Source organism: Brevibacillus thermoruber 423, from assembly GCF_000454065.1.
Classification (GTDB): Bacteria; Bacillota; Bacilli; order Brevibacillales; family Brevibacillaceae; genus Brevibacillus; species Brevibacillus thermoruber.
Genome location: NZ_ATNE01000017.1, coordinates 110,465 through 135,337, shown reverse-complemented (window position 1 = coordinate 135,337; position 24,873 = coordinate 110,465). Strand labels below are relative to the sequence as shown.

Here is a 24,873-nt window from a genome sequence, read left to right as displayed (position 1 = left end):
GTCATTGTTTGTCCGACTGTCGGGCTTTCCACCGCAAATAGTCGATGTGCTTTTTCACTTCTTCAATCTCGGATGGGCTCAATCCCTCCAAGTCAAAGAACGAAATATGCTCCTCCGGGTTTTTCCGGGTTCCCCACGACGGTGTCGGGTCATCCGTTTTGCCGAGGAGGAAATCGGCGGAGACGTTGAACACATCGGCAGCTTTCGAGAGCAGATGGTTGTCCACGCTCTTTTTCTCACCCGACTCAATCCGCGAGAGCACCGTGTTGTGAATCTGCAATTTTTCGGCCAATTGGATTTGGGACCACCGCCTTTGTTCCCGGAGCCATTTGATCCGTTGACCGACTGTTGACATCATTCGTCACAACCTTTCCGCTATGGCAATAATCATTCTAACAATTTTCCATAACGGAAAACACAACTTTGTTAATTTGACAAAGAACATGTTGACTTTGTGAAAATTGAAACGGTATGATAATGGTTAAGAATTTGCTGATTTGGCAAATAAAGGGGGATGCCGATTGGACAGGGTCAACCTGGAGTTCATCGCAAGACGACGGCTCGAAACGGGGATCACGTTGCAGGACATGGCGGAATCGCTGGGCTTCAAGAACGCGTCTACCTACCTGAAGTACGAAAAGGGCGAGTACGACTTCAAGGCGAACCATCTGCCGGTATTGGCCAGAAAGCTGAAATGCGAACTGCGCGACTTGTTTCAGTGTTTGATTTTGCTGATATGACAAACAAAGAGGCGAGCAGATCACAGAACGATACGGCGAGAGATCGGTCGGGGGGGAAAGAGGTGGAAGCCCGGGAAGCCAATAAACGGCAGTTGGAAATCTGGAAAAAGACACTGGCGTACGAGCTTGCGATGATGGAGCCCCAAAGCGTTCCTGCCTGCCAGGATTTTCTCCGGCGCTTGGAGTCGTTTGAGCGGGAACTGCAAAGGGAGAGCGAAGCGGCGCTGACCGCCCCGTTTGCCGGGCGGGTGCCGTGATGAAGAAAAGCGGTTTCCCCGAACGGAAGTGCCCGCGGGGAAACCGCTTCGTTGTGCTGCCTGGCGTTACCGCAGGACCGATGCGGCCATCCGCACATAGGTATGCCGTTTTCCGCGTACGGCGATGGAGTAGTGCATGATGTTTTCCGGGATGGCGATGCCGGTGTAGCCAGCGTCGCCGATGTGATACAGATCGGCCCCGGCCATTTTGCTGTTCAGCGCGATCTGGCGAATGGTCGCCTCGTCCGCCCCTTCCTGGCTGGTGCCGGTGGCCAGCAGGGCCAGCGCGCCGTGGCGGTGGACCCGATCGACCATGGCTTTGGCCGCATCAAGCGTGATACCGGGAATGGTGCCGGGCGAGGGGAGCAGGATGATGTCCGCCCCCGCTTCGATAAATCCGACGATCGTCTGCTCTCCCACCAAATCGCCGCCGGCTTCGCCTTCCACGCCGGCGCCGTGCATTTTCCCGGCCATGATCAACATGTCTTCGCCCATGACTTCACGGGCGGTGCGGATCGCCTGCCCGATTTCCCGGTTGGTCACTCCGGTCTTGGGGTTGCCGGTCAGGCAGAGGAAGTCAAATCCGAGCCGTTTCGCCTCGGCAAAGGTCTCCGCTGAGGCCAGCCGCCCTGGGGGCAGGGTGAGCAGTTGTTCTGCCGGTCTGGCCTGTGGATCGACCGGTTCCAGATTGAGGCCGACGGGACGTCCGATGAGCCGTTTCAGCTCGTGTACCGTCTCATCAGGCGCGGAGGCGGTCAGTCCCTCCACGTGTGGCTGAAACACGTCGAAGAAATTGAGCAGGATCATGTCGGCTCCAAAGGCGGCGGCCAGTTCCGCGTTGGTGACGCTGGGGTAGAGCGGGGCGACGGCGGAGATCACCTCGGCAACCAGCACCCGCCCTTCCGAGGCCTTGATCGCCCGCTTCAAATCCTGCCCGGTCATCTGCGAAAAATCGGAAGCAGTGCAGTCCAACAATCGTTTCATCGTCTTCCTCCCTGTGACAACAATGTCGTGCCGACATAAAGCAGCCCACCCGGCGCGGCAGGGCGTGACCGGGTGGGAAAGTGCATCGTCGTCTGGCGAGCGTCGATACGGGGCTTACATCTTTTTGATTTCGTCCTTCAGCGCTTCCGACTGGGGACCGAAGACGACCTGTACGCTGCCCTGCCCCAGTTTCATCACGCCGGCCGCCCCGAGATCGCGCAGGCCTTTTTCATTAACGACCTTGTCATCCTTCAAGACCAGCCGCAGGCGGGTGATGCACGCGTCCACGCTGACGATGTTTTCCTTGCCTCCGATGAGGGCCAGCACTTTTTGCGCCTTTTCCTGCATCGTGCCGCTGCCGGACGCTTGGGCTGCCGTCCCCTCTTCGTCGTCTTCGCGGCCAGGCGTCTTCAGGTTCAGCTTGACGATCAGGAAGCGGAACAGGAAGTAGTAAACCGCGGCGAATGCCAGGCCGACCGGAATGATCAGCAGCGCGTTGGTCGACAGATGGAAATTGACCAGATAATCGATGAGGCCGGCGGAGAAGCCAAAGCCGTGTTTGATGCCCAGGGCGTACACAACATAGCCGGAAATACCCGTCAGGACGGCGTGAACCACGTAGAGTACGGGAGCCACAAACATGAACGCGAATTCAATCGGCTCCGTAATCCCTGTCAGGAAGGAAGCCAGGGCCGAGCTCAGGAAGATGGCGGCGACGGCTTTCCGTTTTTCCGGTTTTGCCGTGTGGATAATGGCAAAAGCACCTGCGGGCAGGGCAAACATCATAATCGGGAAGAAGCCGGTCATGAACATGCCGGCCGATTTGTCACCGGCAAAGAAACGCCACAGGTCGCCGTGAACCACTTTTCCGGCGGCATCGGTAAAACTGCCGATTTGGAACCAGGCGATGGCGTTGAGCACGTGGTGCAGGCCAAACGGGATGAGCAGACGGTTGCAGAAGCCAAAGATGGCCGCGCCGATGCCGCCCAGCCCGACGACCCAGTTCCCGAAGGCGTCCAATACGGATTGAATCGGTCCCCAAACGCAGCCGATGACGATCCCGATGACCACCATGAACAGAGAGGTCACGATCGGCACAAACCGCTTGCCGCTGAAGAAACCGAGCCACTCAGGCATCTTGACGTCGCGGTACTTGTTGTAGCAGTAAGCCGCTACACCGCCGGCCAAAAATCCGCCGAGAACGCCCATGTTCAGTTCCACCTTGTCATCGATGAACGGCATGGCGGCGGGCACTTTGGCCAGTACCCCCACCAGCACCTGGTAAGCCAGGACCGCCGCCAGGGCGGCAATCGCGTCCCCCGCAAAACCAATGGCGACACCCACCGCAAAAATCAAGGCCAGGTTACCGAGAATCGCAGTGCCGCCGGCATTGAGGAAGGGAGCGACGTACGTGTTCAGAAAGCCGCCCACTGTGGAGCCGAGCGGGATGTTCTTCTCGTAGTCGAGAAGACCGATGGACACCAGCAGCGCCGCTGCCGGCAGGACGGCTACCGGGAGCATGAGCGCTTTCCCGAGCCTTTGCAGAAAAGCAAGCATAGAGAAAACCTCCTTGGGATGAAAGTGATATTCAGAAAGCCGCTCTCCGGCGGAGTTCAGAAAGGAGCGATAAAATAAGGACACAGCCGGAGAGTGACTCGTCTGACGAATGGAGAATAACAGATGAAAACGTTTGCAAACGGGTGACGGCAAAACCGGTGATTCTGTTTTGCCTTTCAGATAGCGGGATACCTCTTCTGCCGTGGACAGAGAGAGCGTGCTCCACGGGGGATATACCTGTTACACCTTACATTCTTTGTCGAAAAGCTCCTTGATGGCGGCGGCCACTTCTTCCTCGTCGGCGCCGTCTACCTGTACGGTCAGCACGTCGCCCTGTGCGGCTCCCAGCGTCATGACGCTGAGGATGCTGCGGCCGTCCACCTGTTTGTCTCCTTTGGCCAGCGTGACGGTCGACCGGGATTGAGAGGCCCGGCTCACCAGCAGGGCTGCCGGGCGGGCGTGCAGCCCGCCTTCCGCCGTGACGGTTACCTGAAACTGAATCATGCTGTGCCTCCTTTTACCACGACGTTCATCAGAGGCTCCTGACCGGCATGCACGTTGGGCGAGGCGACCACCTGTTTCTCGGCGACCACATCGCCGTTGGTGATGACCACGGGCGTCACCGTGGCGCATCCTGCCTGCCGGATCGTTTCCAGTTGAAATTCGATCAGCTTGTCGCCGGCTTTTACCTGATCGCCGACGGCCACAAACGGCGTAAACCCTTTCCCTTTCAATTTCACCGTATCAATGCCGATGTGCATGAGAATCTCCAGGCCGCTGTCGCTGGTCAGGGCGATGGCGTGATGGGTAGGGAACAGATGGGTCACTTTCCCGTCGACGGGGGAGACGAGCACTCCTTCGATCGGGTCGATCGCTACGCCGTCGCCGACAACCTGCTGTGCAAAGACCGGGTCGGGCACTTCGCTCAACGGCACCACCACGCCCGTCAAGGGGGCCAGGATCGTCACTTCTTGCTGCTTTTTTTTGCGGGAAAACAAACTGCGTAACATAAGCTCCTCCTTTTGCGTCTGCTGTACGAAAAAAGGCATGAACGGGGAATCCATGCGGCATTCTTGCTATGTCCGCATGCTCTCACCGCTCATGCCTAGTCGAACTAGTAACACGCAGGTATTGATTCTTTCATTCGCAGGGCTGCTGGGTCAGCCGGAACACGTGCATCGCCATGTACCCGATCTCATCTTCGGGTACGTTCATGTCCAGCCGCTTCGAGATGTGCCGGGCCAATTCCTCGGCCACGGCATAGGCCTCCGGAGCGGTCTCCTTCAACCGGTCCAACAGCGGGTTGTGAATCGATTTCTGCTGCCGGATCCGTTCGCAGGCAAACCGCAGATGCGTGATGAGGCGGACGTAATCGATCGTGTTGCGTTCGATGGATCTGCCCGTCCGCTCCTCGATAATGCCGACCAACTCGGTGATGATGTTGGTGAATTGGACCGCTTTGCTCACCGGCATATAGCTGACGGCAGAATGGATGTGCAGCGCCAGAAAGCCGATCTCGCTCTCCGGTATCTCCAGGGAAAACGCCAATTTGATCATCTCAGCCGCTCGTTTGGCCAACGCGTATTCCTTGCTGTACAACGTCTGTATCTCAAACAGGAACGGGTTGACGATTTCCATGCCGTTGCGCAGGCGGTACATGGCAAACTGGATGTGATCCGGCAGGGCAACATGGACGTGTTCGTTTACGTGCGGCGTGATTTCCTTGGCAATCAGGGCAATGATTTCTTCGGCGATCCCCACTACGGCCGGGTCCACCTGGCTGAGCAGGGTCCGGTACTGCTGCTGGTGGTTTTCATTTTCCAAGCGGAAGCGTTTTTCGACACGTGCGTCGTGGGGAAGGATGGTGTTCCCGGGTTTGGTGCCGAAGCCGATGCCTTTTCCGAACAGCACAATCTCCTGGCCGGAGCCGGGTTCTTCGACGAGAACGACGTTGTGGTTCAGAACGCGCGTGATCGTATACGGTTTTTCCTGTTCACGAGACACCCGTTACCACCCACCTTACCAACAAAGAAAGAGCTGAAAAAACCTTTTTTGGGTAAAAAAAGATCTTCTCAGCTCATGCCTGCATTACCAGTAACACGCTTATGTGAAAACGCTTCACTCCATTTTCATGATAACGCACCGGATTGCCGTTGTCAATCATGCAGGGAAAAGACGCGGGCGAAGCGAAATCGTTCCCTGCCGCACAAAAAAGGCGGAAGGCTGGGCAGCGTTCCGCGAAGGGTGTTTCCTATCTGGTAAACTTGTCAGCAATGGTGGAAGCGCAATACGCGTATGGTTTGATTTCCGCCCGGAAGTGGTTGGTTCTTGCTAGACTTAGCAATGACTGGATAAACTTACGGGTAGGACCGTTTTTGCCGATGTCAAAATGCAGGCTGATGGGGATGTCGATATTGCGTTCACGCAGATAGTGGCGCAGTTCGGAAGCCAACCCCACGGCGTAAAACGCCTCCTGGAAAATGCGCTGCTGAAGCGAGGAATAATGCCGTTCCTGAAACGTATGGTAAAAAAAATTGCCGCCGCGACCGTGACGGATCAGCGTGATGACGATGGCAAAGGACGTGCCGCGGTTCCGCAGTTTCGAGTCGGCGCCGACAATGATTTCGTACGTCCCGGCTGTCGAGGATACGGTTTGCTCGATGTTGGAAAAGACGGCTGCCTTGTCCAGAAGCCCGATCGTCGGACTGTGAAACCGGTCGAACAGGACGGGGCTAACAGGGGTTACTCCCACTCACATCCCCCCTCACAGAGGTTGTATACATTCGTGCGCTTACACTGTTAATGTATGTAAACACAAAGAGAGTATGTGAATGGAAGGAGACGAAACCTCGCGCGGAACTCGGCGTTCTTTCCGGAGACGCGGAGAGCGAGGCGGCGGATTGGTTGGGCGATTACAGGGCAGGCGGCTCCATGCCCATCTGGCTCCATTCTTCGCGTGCGGGTCCGTACACGCCCGGCACGCGAAGACCGGCCTGGCGCATGAGGACGGTCATCTGTCCGCGGTGATGGACCATGTGCAGGATCAGCAGGTACAGGGTGAGGCCGTTTGGCCATTGCTCGCCGTACATCTCGCGCACTTCCTGCAGGGTGGCGTCGCTCCATTGGGACTGGATGGCTTCTACAAAGGAAGCGCTGGTTTTGCGCCACGCTTCGGCGATGTCGCGGGCGGAGGACGGCACGGGCTGGTGCTCGTCGGCCGCTTCAAATTGCAGGCCGGTGCGGGACATCATTTCGTGAACGGTGGTCACGATGTGCCAAGCGATCCGGCCCAGCGTGCGATCTTCGGCAGTGACGCGCTGCTGCAGGGACTCGTCGGTACAGGCGTCGAGAATCCGCTGGGTCGCCTGCGCCTCGTTTTCCCATACCTGGACAAAAGACGAAATGCTTGAAAACATGAAAAACCCTCCCTCAATAAAGTGATAGGAACATTTGTTCTCTATTATACTCCAGGTTGGCAGGTTTTATCCAGTACCTTTCTGTAAAAAAAAGAAGGAGGTTTGGTAACGATGATGAACAAGTACCTGCCCCAGGTGGAAGAAAACCGGAAAGCGTCCTACGAGGTGGACCCGGTCTTCCTCAATCGCTGGTCGCCCCGTTCATTCAAGCAGGACCCGGTTCCCGACGAGGTTTTGTTCAGCCTGTTTGAAGCGGCGCGCTGGGCACCATCGGCCAGCAACGAACAGCCCTGGCGGTTTATCCTGGCCCGCAGCCGGGAGGATAAGGAGCGCTTTTACCCGTTCATCGCGGACGGTAACCGCGTCTGGTGCGAAAAAGCGCCGGTGCTGGCCCTGATCCTGTCCAAAACGGTCAACGTCAAGGGAGCGCACAACCGGGCCCATGCGTTTGATGCCGGCGCGGCATGGGGATACCTGGCCCTGGAGGCAACCCGGCGCGGCCTGATTACCCACGCGATGGGCGGCTTTGACCCGGACAAGGCGCGCGAAGTGCTGGGCGTGCCGGACGAATACGAGCTGCACGCGGTAATCGCCATCGGCTACCAAGGGGAAAAGGACGCGCTGCCCGAGCATTTGCAGGAGCGGGAAAAACCGTCGGGACGCCGGGAACTGTCCGAGACTGTGTTTGAAGGGGTATTTGGACGCACGTGATGGAGATGCAGGAACACGAGACATACATGAGAGCCGCGATGGAAGAGGCGAAAAAGGCGGCGGCCATCGGCGAGGTGCCGATCGGGGCGGTCATCGTGCGCGGCGGGGAAATCGTCGGACGCGGCTACAATCTGCGGGAGACGCAAAAAGATCCCACCCTGCACGCGGAGATGATCGCCATCCGGGAGGCCAGCGCCCGGCTCGGCGGATGGCGGCTGATCGGCTGCACGCTGTACGTGACGCTGGAGCCGTGTCCGATGTGTGCGGGAGCGATTGTGCAGAGCCGCATCGAGCAGGTGGTGTACGGGGCCCGCGACCCGAAGGCAGGATGCGCGGGCACCTTGATGAACCTGCTGGATGAGCCGCGATTCAACCACCAGGTGCCGGTAGTGGAGGGCGTGCTCGCGGAGGAGTGCGGCCAGATGCTGAAAGACTTTTTTCGCGGTCTGCGGAAGAAAAAACAGCCCGGTCAGGATTGAACCGGGCTGTCCTTCTGGATATGGCGGCGAAGTTGTTCCAATTCTTCCTCGCTCAATTCCCGGAATTCCCCGGGTAAAAGCGTCGTGTCGAGATGAAGCGGCCCCATGCGGACGCGCTGCAGGTAGACCACCTGCAGGCCAAACGCGGCAAACATCCGCTTCACCTGGTGAAATTTCCCTTCCATGATCGTGACCCTGACTTCCGAGACGTCGCCGGAGGAGAGAATCTCCAGCTTGGCCGGCAGGGTCGTAAAGTCCTCCAGCTCGACGCCCCGGGCGAACGCCTCCACGTGCTGGTCGGTGACGCGGCCCTGGATGCGGGCGAAGTACTCCTTTTCCACCTTCTTTTTCGGCGACAGCAGGTTGTGGGAGAGCTGTCCGTCGTTGGTCAGGAGCAGCAGCCCTTCCGTGTCGATGTCCAGCCGGCCGACCGGGTGTACCTTGTGGCCCCACTCGTACGGCAGGAGATCCACCACCGTCTCGTGCAGGTTGTCTTCCGTGGCGGAGACGACCCCGGGCGGCTTGTTCAGCATGATGTACAGCCAGCGCTTGTAGTTGAGTGGTTCCCCCTCGACCGTGATCTCCTGCTCTTCCGGTATCACGTGCATACCGGGATCAGTGGCGACGGAGCCGTCCACTTCCACCAGCCCTTGCTTCACCAGTTGCTTCACTTCCTTGCGCGTCCCCAATCCCATGTTGGCGAGGACCTTGTCCAAACGCTCTCGCTTCAATTGAATTCCCCGTTTCTCATCGTTTTCGCTGTGCTGTTACTATATTGGCCCAACGCCGACGGCAAATCAAGGGGTGGCATGGATTTACTCTTGCGCTTTGGACGATCTTTTGCTATATTTAATTTTGTTTCAAGCACACAGTGGAGAGATACCCAAGTGGTCATAAGGGGACGCACTCGAAATGCGTTAGGCGTCGTGAGGCGTGCGTGGGTTCGAATCCCACTCTCTCCGCCATACAGATTGCAAGCTAAGCACAGGTTGGTCGTATCGTCCAGCTTGTGCTTTTTATTTTTGCGGCAGATTAACAAATTGCCGTGATTTTTTACATTTTTTAGTGGTTATCCAGATCAAAGGAGATAAAATGGAATTGCATACGAATCGGAGAGCTCCATCTATTGTTCGGAGCTCTTTTTCACTACCAGTACGAGGTGAAGCACGATGAAGAGAAAACTCCTGTTTGGATGCCTTGTTGTTTTCCTATTCGCCACGATTGCGTTGGACACCATCAAGAAGTCGCCTGTTGAAATAGTGGAAGCTGCTATGGATAAAGTGAGAACCGGTGATGTGCAGCGTTCACAATTGAAACAAGAAGATATTGATAAGATTCGTTCATTTTATCAATTTGCCGATGAAGAAAAACTTGGCCGCCCCAGAGTCGAGGTGAAAGAGGTAACAAATTCTGGAGACGAAGCGCAGGTATTGGCAGCTTTTGAGATCATCGACTATGATCACCACAATCAAATCCGTGCCATTTATGCCGGTAATCTGGTGTTCACATTGCGTAACGTATTCTTTCTTGCATGGGAAGTACAGGGGGTTGAAGTGAAGAGAAAAATGGAGGCGTAATAATGTTTTTATTCACGACACCCAATCACAACAGGATGGACGTGGACACCATTAAAAAAAATTACATATTGATTTTTTGTCCGCATAAAATAACAATATAGTTATATGATCATAATGTATGGGAGGCAGCCATGACCGATCATTTTGAAACCATCGCTGACGCGTTGAAAGCCCTCGCCGATCCCACCCGGCTGAAGATCATTGCCTTGCTGCGCGTACGCGAGTGCTGCATATGCGAGCTGGTGCCGATCTTCAACATTTCCCAACCGGCCGTGTCGCGGCATATGAGCCGCCTGAAAACGGTGGGTCTGGTGCGGGAGACGCGAAAGGGGCAGTGGGTGTTTTATTCGTTGAACGAACATAGACTGGAGGAAATCGGGTTCCATCTGCGTCATCTGCCCGATATGTCCGGCCCACTGAAAGAGTTGGAGGACAAAGGGCTGTTGGTCACATGCGAGTAAAACCGGAAGGAGTGAAAGAGCGAGTGGCCGGGGGTGTGGGGAAGCAATTATCTTTCCTTGATCGTTATTTGACTGTGTGGATTTTTGCCGCCATGGTTGTCGGAGTGGGCGCGGGCGTGTTCTTCCCCGATGTCGTCGCCTATCTCAACCAGTACCAGGCTGGGACGACATCCATTCCGATCGCGATCGGGCTGATTTTGATGATGTATCCGCCGCTGGCGAAAGTTCGTTACGAAGAACTGGGGCGCGTATTTCGAAACGGAAAGGTCCTGGCCCTGTCGCTCGTGCAAAACTGGATCATCGGTCCGGTCCTCATGTTTGTGCTGGCCCTTGTATTTCTGCAGGGGTACCCGGAATACATGGTGGGGTTGATCATGATCGGCTTGGCCCGCTGCATTGCGATGGTGATCGTCTGGAACGATTTATGCAAAGGAGACACCGAATATGCGGCGGGGCTGGTCGCGTTCAACTCCATCTTCCAGGTGCTGTTCTATTCCGTGTATACGTATGTGTTTGTAACGGTCCTGCCCGGCTGGTTTGGCCTAAAGGGCATGGTGATCGACATCACGATGGCGGAAGTGGCCAAGAGCGTGTTCATTTACCTGGGCGTCCCGTTTCTGGCGGGCATGCTCACCCGCTTCCTGCTCGTCAAGGCAAGGGGGCGTGACTGGTATGAACGCGTGTTTATCCCGAAAATCAGTCCGATCACCCTGCTTGCCCTGTTGTTTACCATCGTCGTGATGTTTGCCCTGAAAGGGGAGGTCATCGTTCAACTGCCGCTGGATGTCATCCGCATCGCAATTCCCCTGCTGATCTATTTTGTCGTCATGTTCTTCATCTCGTTTTTCATGGGGAAAAAGGCAGGCGCGGATTACCCCGTGACGTCAACCCTGGCGTTTACGGCGGCGAGCAATAACTTCGAGCTGGCCATCGCCGTGGCGGTCGGCGTCTTTGGCATCCACTCGGGTGCGGCGTTTGCGGCCGTCATCGGACCGCTCGTCGAGGTGCCGGTCATGATTGCCCTCGTCAACGTCGCCCTCCGGTTTCGGCAAACGTTTTTTCCGCACAAGTCCCCGGTGTGAACGAACCGGAATCACGAATAAAGGAGAATCGGACATGAACAAAAAACCGCTCGTCTACTTTCTTTGCACCGGAAACTCCTGCCGCAGCCAGATGGCGGAGGGATTTTTGAAAGCGTTGGGCGCAGACCGCTATGAAGTGCGCAGCGCCGGTTTGGAAGCGCACGGCCTAAACCCCCGCGCGGTACAAGTGATGAAAGAAGCCGGTGTCGACATCTCCGGCCAGACGTCGGATGTGATTGACCCGGAGGTGCTGAACCGCGCCGATTACGTCATTACGCTGTGCGGCCACGCGGATGAGCACTGCCCGGTGATTGCCAACAAGCATGTGGTCAAATGGCACTGGGGCTTCGACGACCCGGCCAAAGCCTCCGGTACCGAGGCGGAGATCATGGACAGCTTTCGCAGCGTCCGCGATGCCATCAGGAACCGCATCGAAGGGTTTCTGAAAGAAGGCGAATAACCCGAGAGGGCATTTAGGCAAAACCAATCACTTCCCCGTCCGCAGGGAAGTGATTGGTTCGTTTTTTCAGGCCGTACAGCAGCTGCTGTTGGTTTGGATGCTGCGGACGTCGGCGTCCTGTTTGGTGTAGAAAAATTCCCACTCGTTGCCGTCGGGGTCCACGACCCAAAACTTGTCTTGAACGGCATAGCAGCAGGTCGTATCGGCCTCCACTTTGGCAATCGGCAGGCCGGCATCCTCCAGACGCTTCTGGTGAACGAGGACCTCGTCCGCCCGCTCCACTTGAAACCCGAAGTGATTCACCTGATTGCCGCTGACGGCGTCGACGAGGTTCAGCGTCAGATTCAAACCGGGAGCATCGAGCAAAAATTTGGCGTAATCCGCCTTTTTCTTTACGGGATTGGTTCCGAACAGCTTGCTGTAAAAGGCGACCGATTGGTCCAGATCGGTGACGTTGATGCCGACATGCACGTACTTCATGGCAGCTCCTCCTAAATCAAATATTTTTGAAATAAACATCAAAAAAATTTGATGAAAAGAGAAAAAAATCAGCAGCAGCCGCTGCGGCGAAAGATGCAGCACAGTTCGTCGGAAAGCAGGCGGTTTACTTCCGCGTGGTTCAAGCTGTAGTAATTCCAGACCCCGTCCGATTCCCTGGTGATCAGTTCAGCGTCCAGCAGGATTTTCAGGTGGTAGGAAAGTTTCGATTGCGCCATCCCCATCACGTCCGCCAGATCACAGACGCACACGCTGCCCCGCCGGGTGAGTTCGTGCATGATTCGCAGGCGCTTGCTGTCCGCCAATGCCTTGAATTTGGCTTCGTACTGTTCAAAGAAGGCGTCGGTAGGTTCGATGGCTGCCTGAGGCTGTTTCATGGTGTCGTCCCTTTCATCAATTTTTTTTGATGTAATAAGCATACACCCTGCGGTTTTTCGCTGTCAATAGATACCACCTCGCATGTTTGATCGCCTCCCTTTTTTCTTCTACAATAATTTCCAAACGCAAGATTTCCGGAGACAGGAGAGGCTGATTGCCTCCCATGTTCATGATGAGTCATGTCTGAAAAGGGGGTTCTCATGGAATCCATCTGGAAGTGGATCAAAAAGGGGAATACGTCTTCCGCCACGGCAGCGGTGGGAAATGCCGGTTTGGCCCTGGTGAAAGGGGCAGCGGCCTTGATAAGCGGAAGCGGGGCGATGTTTGCCTCGGCCATGCACTCCGTTGCCGATGCCGTCAATCAAGGGTTTGTCTTCGTTGGCAGCGTGCTGGCGGAAAAAAAGCCGACTCCCCGCTTTCCGACCCGGGAGTGAAGCGTTTCACTCCCGCCTTTTCCGTGGTGTCCGTCTAGCCGATCAGCGATCCGATGACCGGATAGCGGAACGGTCTGTCCTGCAGCGCGTAAATGATCCCCTTGATCGGATAGTAGAGTGCCATAAAGCCAAATGCCAGCAGGAACGGGATGCCGATCAGGACAAATGAGAGCGCCCAGGAAATCGAGAGGAGTACGCTCATGATGATATGAAACAGCAATGCCTGCAGGGCCAGGTTTTTTACGTCCCGGTCCTGCATCAGCAGCCAGACAACCAGCGGCACCAGGATTGGCGCGAAAAACGTGCTGGCATGGGTGATCGCCTTGACTCCCTTGTGATCCATTCTGCTACCTCCCTGTCGAGATGAACATTCATGACTGCTTCTTTATTGTACCTCATATTTCCAAATCCCCCCAACCGGCGCAAGCGCGATCCGCAGGTCAGACCGGAGACGGAGGGATTGCGGCAGGCGGACAGGCATCATTCGCGCTGCTCAGGTGTTCACAAAACCTCCACTTGCGATGTGATTGCAATCACAGTGAAAAAGATCTCAACGCCTTATACTGAAGGCGTCACAAACGATCACGGTATCGTCGAGGAGGAGCGAACATGCTGAACCGACAAACGATAGAAATCATCAAGTCGACTGTTCCTGTACTTAGGGAACATGGTAAGACGATTACGACCCGTTTTTACAAGATGATGTTGACCAACCATCCGGAACTGCTGAATATTTTTAACCACGTCAACCAAAAGCAGGGGCGTCAGCAGACGGCGCTGGCCAACACGGTCTATGCGGCGGCGGCCAACATTGAAAACCTGGAAGCCATCCTGCCGGAAGTCAAGCGAATCGCCCACAAACACCGCAGTTTGGGCATCAAGCCGGAGCACTACCCGATCGTCGGGAAAAACCTGCTCGCGGCGATCAAGGACGTGCTCGGCGACGCGGCGACCGACGAGATCATCAACGCGTGGGCGGAAGCGTACGGCGTCATCGCCGACGTGTTCATCAGCGTGGAGGACGAATTGTACCGCGAAGCGGAGCAGGCGCCCGGCGGCTGGCGGGATTTTCGCAACTTTGTCGTGGTCCGAAAGGTGAAAGAGAGCGACGTGATTACCTCGTTCTACCTGAAACCGCAGGACGGCGGCCCCATTTCGACGTTCCAGCCGGGGCAGTACATCAGCGTGAAACTGGCGATTCCGGGCGAAACCTACACGCACATCCGTCAGTACAGCCTGTCGGACAGCCCGGGCAAGGATTACTACCGGATCAGCGTCAAACGGGAAGATGCCGCGGAAGGCAGACCGGCAGGCATCGTCTCCACCTACCTGCACGACCACGTCCGGGAAGGAGACGTGCTGCCCATCAGCGCGCCCGCAGGCGACTTCGTGCTGGATACGTCAATAGAGACGCCGGTCGTCCTGCTGAGCGGGGGCGTCGGCCTCACCCCGCTGGTCAGCATGCTGAATACGCTGGTGGAGCGGCAGCCGCAGCGGCGCGTTCACTTTATCCACGCCGCGCGCAGCAGCCGGACGCACGCGCTGAAGGAGCACGTGGCCGCGCTGGCCGATCGGCACGAGGCGCTGTCCTTCCATGTAGTATATTCGCAGCCGACCGAAGACGACCGGGCCGAGCGCCGTTTTGACAAGGAAGGCTACATCGACCTGCCGTGGCTGCAGTCGATACTGCCCGACAACCAGGCCGATTTTTACTTCTGCGGACCGGTGCCGTTCATGAAAACCGTCTACCGGGCGCTGCAAGACTGGGGCGTGCCGGAAGAACGCATCCACTTCGAATTCTTCGGGCCGATGGGCAGCCTGAACGCGTAACGAATCATGATCCCGGCAAAAATCCTCCGAAGCCGACGGAGGATTTTTTGCTGTGGATTTTTTGCTGTTTTCGACACCGCGCTGGTGTGCTGGCCGCGGAGCCTGCGCCGCAGCCGTTCTGCCCGGCCGGGACCGCCGTGCCCCTTGATACGGTGAGCCCGGATCGTACATACTGGTAACGTGTGAATCTAGTAACGGACGGGAGAACAAGTCATCATGAAAGCTCATCGGTCGTTTTCATGGAAAAAGGAACTTCTCGCGGGGGTTACCACGTTTTTCACCATGGCCTACATCATGGTGGTCAACCCGCTGATTCTCGCGGACGCCGGGCTCCCGTTTGAACAGGGATTTACGGCGACCATTATCGCCACCATCGTGGGGACCGCGATCATGGGATTGTGGGCCAACTACCCGATCGCCATCGCGCCGGCGATGGGGCTGAATGCGTACTTTGCCTACTCGGTGGTCAAAGCGGAGGGCGGACTGACGTATGCGATCGCCTTTTCTGCCGTGTTTGTGGCGGGGGTGCTGTTTGTGCTGCTGTCGCTGACACCGCTGCGCTCCAAATTGATCGAGGTGATCCCGGACAATCTGAAACACGCCATCACCGCCGGGATCGGCCTGTTTATCGCCTTTATCGGCCTGCGTTTGACCGGTCTGGTCACCGCCCACCCGACCAACCTGGTGACGCTGGGCGATCTTCACTCGCCAAAGGTTGTGCTGGCCTTGATCGGCTTGTTCGTCACCCTGGTGCTGCTGTCGCTCAATGTGAACGGCGCGCTGTTTTTCGGGATGGTGGCGACCGGGCTGATCGCCTATTTCACGGGTCAGCTCTCGTTTGAAAAGGGGATCGTGTCCGTGCCCACGCTGCCGGAGGGGCTGATCGTCTCCAATCCCGTACAGGCCTTTTCCGACGTCGGTCAATACGGGCTGTACGCGGTCGTCTTCTCGTTTTTGCTGGTGACCCTGTTTGACACGACAGGGACGGTGCTCGGCGTGAGCAAACAGGCCGGGCTGCTGGTGGACAACAGGCTGCCGCGGGCGGAGCGGGCGATGTTTGCCGACTCGGTGGCCACCTTGATCGGCTCCGTGTTCGGCACCAGCCCCACTTCGGCGTACATCGAGTCGGCCTCCGGAGTGGCGGCGGGCGGACGCACGGGGGTGACCGCTCTCGTGGTGGCCGTGCTGTTCGGCCTGTCCGCGTTTTTCAGTCCGCTCGTCAGCGCCGTCTCCGGCCTCTCCGCCATCACCGCGCCGGCCCTGATCGTCGTCGGTTCGCTGATGCTCGGCAGCGTGCGCCATATCCATTGGGAGGAGATGGACGAGTCGTTTCCCGCCTTTCTCGTGATCGTCAGCATGCCGCTTACCTCCAGCATTGCGACGGGGATCGCGCTCGGCTTTATCTCCTATCCGTTGATGAAGGCGCTCAGGGGCAAGTGGCGGGAGGCCCATCCCCTGGTGTACCTGTTTGCCGCTTTGTTTGCCTATCAATTGGCGTTTCTGCCGCACTAGCATGTCCGGCAGGCGCAAGGAAACTCCCCCGGTTCCCGTCGTTGCGGGAACGAGGGAGTTTTTTGTTTTCCCGGCAGCGTGACCATGCCGGGCAGGCGATGCCGAGCGGGATGATGGCGACGCCAGTCCCCTGCAGCAGGCTGACCGGTTCTCCCGGGACAGCGCGGGAGGAGAAGACGGCCGTGGGCGGTTCGGCGGCGTGCGGTTGTCCATGAAAGGATTGGAACCTTTCTGCAAAAACGCCAGGAAGAGGTTTACGCTCTGCTTTCGCGTGGTAGGTAAAGAATGTCACCGATGTGAGCATCGTTCCCGGACGGCTGGAGATTTTCCCAGCGTGTGCAGAGTCGGAGGGAGCCTATGCCGTCCACCTCGGGAAAGGAAGCAGGCGAAACAAGGGGGAGGCCGTTGTTTACCAAGGTAAGAGACCGCTTATTTGCAGCACTGTTGTGCTTGTGCCTGATCCCGATACTCGTCGTCAGCTTTGTCAATTACGACGCGGCGAAAACGGCGGTGTACGAACAGTACGCCACCAGCATTCGCGAGCGTTTGCGGCACACGGACGAGCAGTTTTCGCTGTATGCCCAGCTTTTGCTGGACAGCGTCCAACGGCTGGCTGACGAACCGGCCGTGCGCGGAACGGAGGGACAGTTGGCGCTTTTGCCGCGCAGCGCACAAACGGCTGCGGCGGAGAAACTGTTCCGGGACTTTCAGCGCAGGAACCCCTCCGTCCGCAATGTCCATCTGCTCGCCGACGACGGTGGACGTCTCTCCCTGTTTCCCGACGCGCACTGGACGGGCGGAGACTTCCGCCGTCTGTCATGGTACCGCGACACACTGGAGGATGAGCGCGGCGCTCCCCGGTTGCTGCCTGGAGCGGAAGCGGGGGCCGATCCGTCCTGGCTGTACGCGGTGCAGCCGGTAACGAACGCGCAGGGGCGGCCGTTCGCCGTGCTGGTGGCGGAATGGAAGCCCGATCTCCTGGAAAGGTGGCTGAACACGGACACCAAGCGGCACCACTGCACGCTGCTGGTGTTTGCCTCAGACGGACACCTGCTGATTCGGGTCGAGCCGGAGCCATCGGGTGCAGGGCGGCAGGAGGAGTCCTATGCCGATTTGGGACGGATGCACAATGCGGGCCAAACGGAAGAAGTGCGGTATGACAGCCGGCTGAACGAGATGGTGCACCTCTTTCGATACGTGTCCCCGCATACGGGAAACACCTATGTGGAACTGCTGCCGGCCGCGGCGATTGACCGTCATCTCGGCCGGCTGGAGCTGATTTTGCTGATCGGCACGCTGCTGGTGGTGCTGTTTGCCGCCATTGTGGCCCGGCAGGTCGCCCGTTGGATTGACCGGCCGATTTCCACCCTCGTCGAAGCGACGGAGGCCTTGCAGAAAGGGGATTTTTCCATTCGCGTGCCGGTGGACGGGATGGAGGAGCTGTCGCGCTTGGGAAACAAGTTTAACCAGATGGCTGAACAGTTGGACACGCTGATCCGGCGGGAACGGGAGTACATGCAGAAAGGGATGGACCAGATCGTCCGCAGCTTTTACCTGGCCGTCGAGATGAAAGATCCGTACACGGCCGGCCACAGCGAGCGGGTTACCCGGTACGCGCTGCTTATCTACGACTATTGGGATGACGCGAAAAAACGAACGATTTCCCGGAACGATCTGCGTTATGCCGGGCTGATGCACGATATCGGCAAGGTGGCCATTCCCGACCGGGTGCTGTTGAAGGAAGGCAAGCTGAATGACGAGGAGTACGAACTGATCAAGCTGCACACCACCATCGGAGCCGACATCGTGGAACGGATCGAGAGCCTGGCCCACGTCAGTCCCGGCGTCCGCCATCATCACGAGCGCTGGGACGGAAACGGGTATCCGGACGGACTGAAAGGGGAGGACATTCCCCTGCTGGGGCGCATTCTGGCCGTCGCCGACACCTTTGACGCCATGACATCGACGCGTTCCTACCGCAAGGCGATGACGGCAGAAGAAGCGTATGCGGAAATCGTCCGCTGCTCCGGCACTCAATTCGACCCGGAGATCGTCCGTGCGTTTTGCCGGGCGTATGAGGCGATTGCCGCGGCCATGACTTCGCCCGACGCCAGGAATGATGTGCAGACAACGGCGGCCAACGTCACGTAAGGGGACCCTTTCCTGTTATGGATGGCTTTTTGCCTTGCGATCATTCCTGTTCTTTGGTATGCTAATTGTGCCGTGCTAGACGGGGAGGTTGCGGTGCCCTGTAACCTGCAATCCGCAATAGCAGGGTCGAATTCCTATCAGAGGTCTTCTCATGTAAGGCTGCCATATGGGCGGCGGTGTTGAGGATCGGGTCCTGTGCAACGCGAACCCATGAACCTGGTCAGGTCCGGAAGGAAGCAGCCATAAGTGGATCATCGCGTGTGCCGCAGGGCAGCCTGGTCTGAGCTGCCTCCATATGTAACGCTTGGATGGGGAGTATCGAAGATAGGTGCACGGTCTTCTCCAGGAAAGTCGAGTGGCCTGTTCGTGAGGAACAGGCCACTTTTTGTTGATTTCTGACGATCCCTAGCGAAACATTTCCTTCCAGAATCCTTCTGTTCAGGCAGGTCATTCCTGATGGGGTGACGAATGTGTAGAGAGCGGTGATTGCCTGTAAAAACGTCAAGGGTCAGGGGGGACAAGCTGTGAGTGCATCATTCTCGTTACATCTCGCCGGTTCGTCCAAACGATTGCAGAAATTTTTGCAATACTTCCCGACTGCCGTATTTCTGGTGGCGCAAACGGGATGTATCGTGGAAGTGAATGAACAGCTTCTTCGCGTCACCGGGTACCAACGCGGAGAACTCGTGAACCAGCCGTTTCACGTCCTGCTGCCGTACCGGGGTTCCATCGAACAACTGTATCAGGAACTGCTGCGCCGGGAAGCGGAGGCAGACATGCCGGCAGAGGTGGAATGGCGTGACAGGCAGGGCAGAAGCGGCAAAACGCCGGCCATGATTTTGGTGCAGCAGACGGAGGAGGAGCCGCTGTTTCTGGTTCACCTGTATCAGTTGACCAAAGAGACGGATTACGCGCTGTCGCAGCGGCTGATGGAAAAACTGACCACCGATACCAGCCTGGGGTTGTTCGTGCTCAACGAACAGGGACGGATCGTCGAAGCCAGCCATGCGGCCTGCAAACTCCTCGGAATGGAGCGGCTGCAAGTGCTCAACCGGCACGTGGACGATGTGTTTGTCGGCATTCCCGAAGAGCACCGCCTGATCAAGCGGGAGCTGCTCGACGGGGTGAAGCTGCACAATATCGCCACGTCCTGGACAAACGACAACCAGCGCTACGAATTGATCGTGGACGCCCATACGCTTCAGGACGAGGCCGGCAAAACCGCCGGTGCTTTCGTCCTGTTCAAGGATATTACCAACCTGCGCTCGTTTGAACAGAAAATCGAACGGAACGAGCGGCTGGCGATGATCGGACAAATTGCCGCCGGCACGGCTCACGAGATCCGCAATCCGCTCACGTCGATCAAGGGCTTTCTGCAGATGTTCCTGCAATCCTTCAGCGACAACGGCATGGAGCGGGAGCGGACCTATACGGAAATCATGCTGACGGAGATCAACCGGATCAATTCGCTGGTGAGCGAATTTCTGCTGCTGAGCAAGCCGCGCGACGTCCAGTATTCCCTGGTCGATTTGAACACGGTGTTTGAGGAGATTCTCCCGATTGTGGAGTCGCAGGCGCTCCTGTTCGGTATCGACGTCCAGTTCTCCTCGCGGGGACAGCTTCCGCTGGTGGTGGGGGACACGGAACTGCTCAAACAGGTCTTCATCAACATCTGCAAAAACGGCATCGAGGCCATGGGGGAGCAGGGGACGCTGCACATTTCCCATCACATCGATCCGGACGGGGACAAGGTCAGCATCGACATCCACGACACCGGTCCGGGCATTCCGCTGTACATCATCGACAAAATTTTCGATCCATTCTTTACGACCAAGGAAGAGGGGACGGGGCTGGGGCTTTCCGTTTGTCAGAAAATCATTCACGACATTGGCGGCCAAATCCGCGTTTCGTCCAAAGGATACGGCACCACGTTTCACATCTTGCTCCCGTATCTCTGACAAACCGTCATCCAGCCCGGCGTCCCGTCGTCCGCACGGGGCGTTTTCTTTGTAAGAGCAAGGGCGGATGGTGTATAATAGTTAGGATTCGGAAGAGGACTGTGCAGATTGGAGTGTCACACCATCATGGCTTATACCGCGCTGTATCGCGTATACCGACCGCAAACCTTTCAAGACGTGGTGGGACAAGAGCATGTGACGACCACTTTGCGCAACGCGTTGCGTGAAGGCAGGCTGTCCCACGCTTATTTGTTCAACGGTCCCCGTGGTACGGGCAAAACGAGTGCGGCCAAAATCATGGCCAAAGCGGTGAACTGCGAGCAGCCGCAGGACGGCGAGCCGTGCAACCAGTGCGCCACCTGCCGGGCCATTACCGATGGTTCCGTTACCGACGTGCTGGAGATTGACGCCGCGTCCAACCGCGGTGTCGAGGAAATCCGCGACATCCGCGACAAGGTGAAGTTTGCCCCCAGCGACGTCCGGTACAAGGTGTATATTATCGACGAAGTGCATATGCTGACGACGGAGGCGTTCAACGCGCTGTTGAAGACGCTGGAGGAACCGCCTTCCCACGTCATCTTTATCCTGGCTACCACCGAGCCCCACAAGCTGCCGGCGACGATTATCTCGCGCTGCCAGCGGTTTGATTTTCACCGGATTCCCCTGAAGGAAATGGTGAAGCGGCTCGCATACATCTGCGAGGCCCAGGGAGTGCGGGTGGAACCGCAGGCCCTCCACCTGGTCGCCAAAATGGCCGAAGGGGGGATGCGGGACGCGCTCAGCCTGCTGGACCAAGCGATCAGCTACAGCAAAGACGAGGTTCGGGCCTCCGACATCATGCAGATTACCGGCACCGTCTCCCAGGGGCACTTTTCCGTTCTGGCCAAATACGTCGCCGAACGGGACGTGGCCCGGGTGATGGAGCATTTTGACCGGGTGATGGTGCAGGGAAAAGATCCCGAACAGTTTTTGCAGGATTTTCTCTACTACTACCGCGACATGCTGCTGTTCAAGACCGCTCCGCAGTTGGAAGAGATTGTCGAGCGGACGATGCTGGACGACCAGTTTGCCCAGGTGGCCGGGATGTACGCGCTGCCTGATGTGTACGCCGCCATCGAAACCTGCAATCAGGCGTTGGCCCAGTTGAAGTGGTCCACGTACGCCCGCGTGCTGGTGGAGCTGACGCTGGTCAAACTGTGCCAGCCGGTCAAAGAGGCTGCCGCTGCGCCGGAGACGGCCGCGGCCGGAGGAGGAGAGCTGGCCGCACTGGCCAACCGGGTCCGTACGCTGGAGGAGCGGCTGGCCCAACTGATGCAGGGACAGGCGCACGCGAGCGCCCAGCCGCGAACGGAAGAGCCGCGCAGGGCGGAACCGCGCCGTCCGGCTGCCGCCGCGGGAAGTTCCCGCACGCCGATGAACAAGGTACGAGAGGTGGCCAAGGCGGTTGATGAAGCACTGACCCGGCAGGTGCGCGGGCAGTGGAGCCAGATTTTGGCCGATGTCAAAAAGATCAAGATTCAATATCAGGCCTGGTTGGTGAACGGGCAGCCGGCTGCTGCCGGCAGCGACGCCGTCGTCGTCACCTTTACCAGTCCCATTCACTGTGAGAAAACCATGGAGCCGGAATTGAAGGGCGTCGTGGAGCGGGTGATGCTGGGCGTTCTGGGGCGGCCGCTGCAGCTTCTCTCCGTGATGGAGGAAGAGTGGCAGAGCGTTTGCCAGCAGGCCGGGCAGGGAGAACAGCCCGCCCAGGAAGAGCAGGATCCGTTTGTCGCCGAGGCGATTCGCCTGGTCGGCGAGGGACTTGTCGAAGTGAAAGAATAAGCTGAACCGGCAAAATGAAGGAGGACACCCCGATGAAAAACATGCAACAAATGATGCGACAAGTGAAAAAGATGCAGGAAGAGATGCAAAAGGCGCAGGAGGCCCTGAAGGAAAAAGTGGTGGAAAGCTCTGCGGGGGGCGGTGCGGTAACCGTCAAGGCGAACGGCCACAAACAGATTGTCGACATCGCGATCAAGCCGGAAGTGGTCGACCCGGATGACGTGGAAATGCTGCAGGACCTCGTGCTGACCGCTGTCAACGACGCGCTGCGACAGGCCGATGAAATGATCGCCAAGGAAATGGGCCGATTTACCGGAGGATTGAATATTCCGGGTCTGTTCTAAGGAGTACGAGGCGATGTTCTATCCCGAACCGGTATCCAAATTGATCGAAGGCTTTATGAAACTGCCGGGCATCGGGCCGAAAACGGCCAGCCGCCTGGCGTTTTACGTGCTCAACATGAAAGAGGACGACGTGCTGGATCTGGCCAAAGCGCTGGTCAACGCCAAACGGCAGCTCCACTACTGCTCCGTCTGCAACAACATCACCGATATCGACCCCTGCCACATCTGCCGGGACAAGCGGCGTGACGCTTCCATCATCTGCGTCGTGCAGGAGCCCAAGGACGTGGTGGCGATGGAAAAGACGCGGGAGTACGACGGGTACTACCACGTCCTGCACGGAGCGATTTCCCCCATGGACGGCATCGGGCCGGAGGACATCCGCATCCCTGACCTCTTGAAGCGGTTGAGCGACGATCAAGTAAAAGAAGTGATATTGGCGACCAACCCGAACATCGAGGGCGAGGCCACCGCCATGTACATCTCCCGGCTGATCAAGCCGTTTGGCATCCGCGTGACGCGGATTGCGCACGGACTGCCGGTGGGCGGCGATCTGGAGTACGCCGACGAGGTGACGCTGACGAAGGCCCTGGAAGGTCGCCGGGAATTGTAGGACAAGAAAAAGACGGGGACTCCCTGTCTTTTTTCGTGTTCGCAGGAGATGGGGAGCGCGAGGACTTTTTTGTCCGGACAAGACATAGATTGAAGTAGGAGTGTGAGGAGATGCTGACAGGACCGGGGATGTCGCTGTGGGGCGGGACGGAGAAGCGCAGGTCTGCGCCTTGGGCGATCCCGCTGTTTGTCGGGTACTGGATCGTGTTTGCCGCCGAATTGATGATGCTCCGCTTTGAACGCGGACCGGATGGCCGGTGGATCGTGTCGACTGCAGAGGTTCCTGAGCTGTGGCTGTCGCTGACGGTGCTGGCCGTGGCGGTCTTCAGCTTTTTCGCGGCCATCGGCTTTGCCGTCAACGTCTGGCGGGACAGACGGCGGACGGCCTGGCTGCGGCATCGCCCCGCACCGGCGTGGGCGGATTTGCTGCATGTCGTCGCCTGGCTGCAGGTGTTTCACGCCTGCACGTTGCTGCTGTACGGCCTGGTACTGCCGCACCCCGTGTTTCCCGAGGGATCGGTCGGCAGCTTTTTCGAGTCGGCGTCGCTTCAACTGTTTATCCTGGTCGTGGTGCCTTTGTGGTTTCGCGGCCGGATGGACGAGATCGGCGTCTGCCGTCCCCGCCGCATCGGGCGCATGATCGCCGCGTTGGTGGTGGTGCTGCTGCTGATCACGCGGGTGTTGGACGCGGTCGTCACCACCCCGGTGGCCGACTGGTTCCACCTGTCGCTGGACTCGGAGCGGGAGCAGCAAATCGAACAGGAAATCGTTCAGGCCAAAGACGGCGATATGTGGGCGGTCGCCGCATCCGTGCTGGTCATCGGCATCCTGGTGCCGATTGCCGAGGAACTGCTGTTCCGCGGCGTGATTCAGACCTGCCTGGTTCGGCGCTGGGGCGCGTTTGTCGGCATTGTTCTCAGCAGCCTCTGGTTTGCGTTGATGCATGTGGATGTCGCCCTGCTGGCTCCGCTGTTTGTCATCGGCCTGTGCCTGGGCTACCTGCGGCATCGGTTTCAGTCCATCTGGGGGGCTGTCGTGCTGCATGTGATCAACAATCTGACCGGTGTGCTGCACTACTTTCACTGAAGGGTCGTGGGAGAAGTGAGTTTGTGGGGAAAACCGCGAGCGGCCGTCCATTGGGGGCCGGAGGCGTTGGACGAAGCTGTCGACCGCGCCCGGTTGGATTGGCAGCACGCCCGTCATCTCATGGAAATCAGCGAGCCGGACAACGGGCTGGAGGATGCCATTTACTATTTGCAGTTGACGGAAAAGCGCTACATGTTCCTGCTCGCGCAAGCAAAACGGGAGCGGGAACGCCGGCACGCGCAGGGAGGATGAGTCATGAGTACGGGATGGGTCATCGCCTTGATTGTCACGGGTCTGTTGTTGGTGATTGCCGCGAGCAGGTCGGTCATGGGGCCGATCCGCTGGGCGGGGTTTGTCGCCGTGCAGCTGGTCATCGGCGCGGTGCTGCTGTTTTTCGCCAATCTGGTCGGAGAACTGGCCGACTTCCACATTCCGATCAATCCGGTGACGGCGCTGCTGACCGGGCTGCTGCGGCTGCCGGGTCTGGCCGCGCTGATCATCATCAAACTGTGGGTGATGTAGGCG

At 57.9% G+C, this 24,873-nt stretch carries 30 protein-coding genes, 1 tRNA gene, 1 other RNA gene and 1 pseudogene; 21 read left to right on the top strand and 12 right to left on the bottom strand.

Features of this window, described 5'->3' with window-relative positions; all coding sequences use genetic code 11:
- Position 1: 1 nt before the first annotated feature.
- Positions 2-355 carry a helix-turn-helix domain-containing protein gene (locus tag M516_RS0104610; RefSeq protein WP_029098088.1) on the bottom strand — a complete coding sequence of 118 codons (354 nt, stop codon included), beginning with the start codon at positions 353-355 and terminating at the stop codon, positions 2-4.
- Positions 356-521: 166 nt separating this feature from the next.
- On the opposite strand from M516_RS0104610, the gene M516_RS0104605 reads away from it, so the two are divergent.
- Both M516_RS0104605 and M516_RS0104600 read left to right on the top strand, forming a co-directional pair.
- A complete protein-coding gene (locus M516_RS0104605; protein ID WP_029098087.1) occupies positions 522-740 on the top strand; it encodes a helix-turn-helix domain-containing protein in 219 nt (72 codons plus the stop codon).
- A gap of 62 nt (positions 741-802) precedes the next feature.
- Entirely contained in the window at positions 803-997 is a 195-nt protein-coding gene (locus M516_RS0104600) for a hypothetical protein (RefSeq protein WP_029098086.1), read from the top strand.
- A gap of 66 nt (positions 998-1,063) precedes the next feature.
- Here M516_RS0104600 and M516_RS0104595 read toward each other — a convergent pair whose 3' ends face one another.
- The 7 genes from M516_RS0104595 to M516_RS0104565 form a co-directional block, all read right to left on the bottom strand.
- Positions 1,064-1,981: a DUF7916 family protein gene (locus M516_RS0104595; protein ID WP_029098085.1), complete on the bottom strand. Its 918-nt coding sequence runs from the start codon at positions 1,979-1,981 to the stop codon at positions 1,064-1,066.
- 114 nt (positions 1,982-2,095) lie between these two features.
- Positions 2,096-3,538: an N-acetylglucosamine-specific PTS transporter subunit IIBC gene (nagE, locus tag M516_RS0104590; RefSeq protein WP_029098084.1), complete on the bottom strand. Its 1,443-nt coding sequence runs from the start codon at positions 3,536-3,538 to the stop codon at positions 2,096-2,098.
- 240 nt (positions 3,539-3,778) lie between these two features.
- On the bottom strand, positions 3,779-4,042 hold the full coding sequence (locus tag M516_RS0104585) for an HPr family phosphocarrier protein (RefSeq protein WP_029098083.1): 264 nt from the start codon (positions 4,040-4,042) through the stop codon (positions 3,779-3,781).
- Positions 4,039-4,548, bottom strand: a complete 510-nt coding sequence (locus tag M516_RS0104580) for a PTS sugar transporter subunit IIA (protein WP_029098082.1) — start codon at positions 4,546-4,548, stop codon at positions 4,039-4,041. Before M516_RS0104580 ends, M516_RS0104585 begins: the two co-directional genes overlap by 4 nt.
- 130 nt (positions 4,549-4,678) lie before the next feature.
- Positions 4,679-5,542: a glucose PTS transporter transcription antiterminator GlcT gene (glcT, locus tag M516_RS0104575; RefSeq protein WP_029098081.1), complete on the bottom strand. Its 864-nt coding sequence runs from the start codon at positions 5,540-5,542 to the stop codon at positions 4,679-4,681.
- Between the two features lie 247 nt (positions 5,543-5,789).
- Positions 5,790-6,290, bottom strand: a complete 501-nt coding sequence (locus M516_RS0104570; protein WP_029098080.1) for a ribonuclease H-like YkuK family protein — start codon at positions 6,288-6,290, stop codon at positions 5,790-5,792.
- Positions 6,291-6,450: 160 nt separating this feature from the next.
- On the bottom strand, positions 6,451-6,954 hold the full coding sequence (locus M516_RS0104565; protein WP_029098079.1) for a DinB family protein: 504 nt from the start codon (positions 6,952-6,954) through the stop codon (positions 6,451-6,453).
- 111 nt (positions 6,955-7,065) lie between these two features.
- On the opposite strand from M516_RS0104565, the gene M516_RS0104560 reads away from it, so the two are divergent.
- Both M516_RS0104560 and tadA read left to right on the top strand, forming a co-directional pair.
- Positions 7,066-7,665, top strand: coding sequence for a nitroreductase family protein (locus M516_RS0104560; RefSeq protein ID WP_044899295.1), 600 nt, complete (start codon positions 7,066-7,068; stop codon positions 7,663-7,665).
- Positions 7,665-8,144, top strand: coding sequence for a tRNA adenosine(34) deaminase TadA (gene tadA, locus M516_RS0104555; RefSeq protein WP_035288896.1), 480 nt, complete (start codon positions 7,665-7,667; stop codon positions 8,142-8,144). Before M516_RS0104560 ends, tadA begins: the two co-directional genes overlap by 1 nt.
- Here the strand turns inward: tadA and M516_RS0104550 are convergent.
- Positions 8,135-8,875: a pseudouridine synthase gene (locus M516_RS0104550; protein WP_029098076.1), complete on the bottom strand. Its 741-nt coding sequence runs from the start codon at positions 8,873-8,875 to the stop codon at positions 8,135-8,137. The genes tadA and M516_RS0104550 overlap by 10 nt on opposite strands.
- A 142-nt stretch (positions 8,876-9,017) precedes the next feature.
- Here M516_RS0104550 and M516_RS0104545 point away from each other — a divergent pair.
- The 5 genes from M516_RS0104545 to arsC all read left to right on the top strand — a co-directional run bounded on the left by M516_RS0104545 (position 9,018) and on the right by arsC (position 11,724).
- Positions 9,018-9,109 (top strand) — tRNA-Ser (locus M516_RS0104545).
- 204 nt (positions 9,110-9,313) lie between these two features.
- Positions 9,314-9,721: a hypothetical protein gene (locus tag M516_RS0104540; protein ID WP_029098075.1), complete on the top strand. Its 408-nt coding sequence runs from the start codon at positions 9,314-9,316 to the stop codon at positions 9,719-9,721.
- Between the two features lie 131 nt (positions 9,722-9,852).
- Positions 9,853-10,182 carry an ArsR/SmtB family transcription factor gene (locus M516_RS0104535; RefSeq protein ID WP_029098074.1) on the top strand — a complete coding sequence of 110 codons (330 nt, stop codon included), beginning with the start codon at positions 9,853-9,855 and terminating at the stop codon, positions 10,180-10,182.
- Positions 10,173-11,264, top strand: coding sequence for an ACR3 family arsenite efflux transporter (gene arsB / locus M516_RS0104530; protein WP_051188099.1), 1,092 nt, complete (start codon positions 10,173-10,175; stop codon positions 11,262-11,264). The genes M516_RS0104535 and arsB overlap by 10 nt, the downstream gene beginning before the upstream one ends.
- A 34-nt stretch (positions 11,265-11,298) precedes the next feature.
- Entirely contained in the window at positions 11,299-11,724 is a 426-nt protein-coding gene (arsC, locus tag M516_RS0104525) for an arsenate reductase (thioredoxin) (protein WP_029098072.1), read from the top strand.
- A gap of 66 nt (positions 11,725-11,790) precedes the next feature.
- On the opposite strand, the gene M516_RS0104520 is transcribed toward arsC, so the two are convergent.
- Both M516_RS0104520 and M516_RS0104515 read right to left on the bottom strand, forming a co-directional pair.
- On the bottom strand, positions 11,791-12,204 hold the full coding sequence (locus M516_RS0104520; RefSeq protein WP_029098071.1) for an ArsI/CadI family heavy metal resistance metalloenzyme: 414 nt from the start codon (positions 12,202-12,204) through the stop codon (positions 11,791-11,793).
- A gap of 68 nt (positions 12,205-12,272) precedes the next feature.
- On the bottom strand, positions 12,273-12,599 hold the full coding sequence (locus M516_RS0104515) for an ArsR/SmtB family transcription factor (RefSeq protein WP_051188101.1): 327 nt from the start codon (positions 12,597-12,599) through the stop codon (positions 12,273-12,275).
- 201 nt (positions 12,600-12,800) lie between these two features.
- Here M516_RS0104515 and M516_RS0104510 point away from each other — a divergent pair.
- Positions 12,801-13,025 (top strand): annotated as a pseudogene (locus tag M516_RS0104510) (cation efflux transmembrane domain-containing protein); the annotation flags it as partial.
- Between the two features lie 43 nt (positions 13,026-13,068).
- Here the strand turns inward: M516_RS0104510 and M516_RS0104505 are convergent.
- A complete protein-coding gene (locus tag M516_RS0104505; RefSeq protein ID WP_029098068.1) occupies positions 13,069-13,377 on the bottom strand; it encodes a DUF4870 domain-containing protein in 309 nt (102 codons plus the stop codon).
- A 266-nt stretch (positions 13,378-13,643) separates the two neighbouring features.
- Here M516_RS0104505 and hmpA point away from each other — a divergent pair, with 266 nt between their 5' ends.
- From hmpA to M516_RS0104455, 11 genes are all read left to right on the top strand, one after another.
- Entirely contained in the window at positions 13,644-14,864 is a 1,221-nt protein-coding gene (gene hmpA, locus M516_RS0104500; RefSeq protein ID WP_029098067.1) for an NO-inducible flavohemoprotein, read from the top strand.
- A gap of 216 nt (positions 14,865-15,080) precedes the next feature.
- Positions 15,081-16,376 carry an NCS2 family permease gene (locus M516_RS0104495; protein ID WP_029098066.1) on the top strand — a complete coding sequence of 432 codons (1,296 nt, stop codon included), beginning with the start codon at positions 15,081-15,083 and terminating at the stop codon, positions 16,374-16,376.
- A 405-nt stretch (positions 16,377-16,781) separates the two neighbouring features.
- Positions 16,782-18,527: an HD domain-containing phosphohydrolase gene (locus tag M516_RS0104490; RefSeq protein ID WP_029098065.1), complete on the top strand. Its 1,746-nt coding sequence runs from the start codon at positions 16,782-16,784 to the stop codon at positions 18,525-18,527.
- A gap of 70 nt (positions 18,528-18,597) precedes the next feature.
- Positions 18,598-18,863: signal recognition particle sRNA large type (ffs, locus tag M516_RS24570), an RNA gene on the top strand.
- Positions 18,864-19,051: 188 nt separating this feature from the next.
- Positions 19,052-20,485 (top strand): PAS domain-containing sensor histidine kinase, encoded by a 1,434-nt coding sequence (locus M516_RS0104485; protein WP_029098064.1) that lies wholly within the window; start codon positions 19,052-19,054, stop codon positions 20,483-20,485.
- 126 nt (positions 20,486-20,611) lie between these two features.
- A complete protein-coding gene (dnaX, locus tag M516_RS0104480) occupies positions 20,612-22,309 on the top strand; it encodes a DNA polymerase III subunit gamma/tau (protein ID WP_029098063.1) in 1,698 nt (565 codons plus the stop codon).
- Positions 22,310-22,341: 32 nt separating this feature from the next.
- Positions 22,342-22,653: a YbaB/EbfC family nucleoid-associated protein gene (locus tag M516_RS0104475; RefSeq protein WP_029098062.1), complete on the top strand. Its 312-nt coding sequence runs from the start codon at positions 22,342-22,344 to the stop codon at positions 22,651-22,653.
- 13 nt (positions 22,654-22,666) lie between these two features.
- Entirely contained in the window at positions 22,667-23,263 is a 597-nt protein-coding gene (gene recR / locus M516_RS0104470; RefSeq protein ID WP_029098061.1) for a recombination mediator RecR, read from the top strand.
- 110 nt (positions 23,264-23,373) lie between these two features.
- The gene (locus tag M516_RS0104465) at positions 23,374-24,348 is read left to right on the top strand and encodes a CPBP family intramembrane glutamic endopeptidase (protein ID WP_029098060.1); all 975 of its coding nucleotides are present in this window, start codon (positions 23,374-23,376) and stop codon (positions 24,346-24,348) included.
- Between the two features lie 15 nt (positions 24,349-24,363).
- Positions 24,364-24,600, top strand: a complete 237-nt coding sequence (locus M516_RS0104460; RefSeq protein ID WP_029098059.1) for a DUF2508 family protein — start codon at positions 24,364-24,366, stop codon at positions 24,598-24,600.
- A gap of 3 nt (positions 24,601-24,603) precedes the next feature.
- Positions 24,604-24,870, top strand: a complete 267-nt coding sequence (locus tag M516_RS0104455) for a pro-sigmaK processing inhibitor BofA family protein (RefSeq protein ID WP_029098058.1) — start codon at positions 24,604-24,606, stop codon at positions 24,868-24,870.
- Positions 24,871-24,873 lie beyond the last annotated feature (3 nt).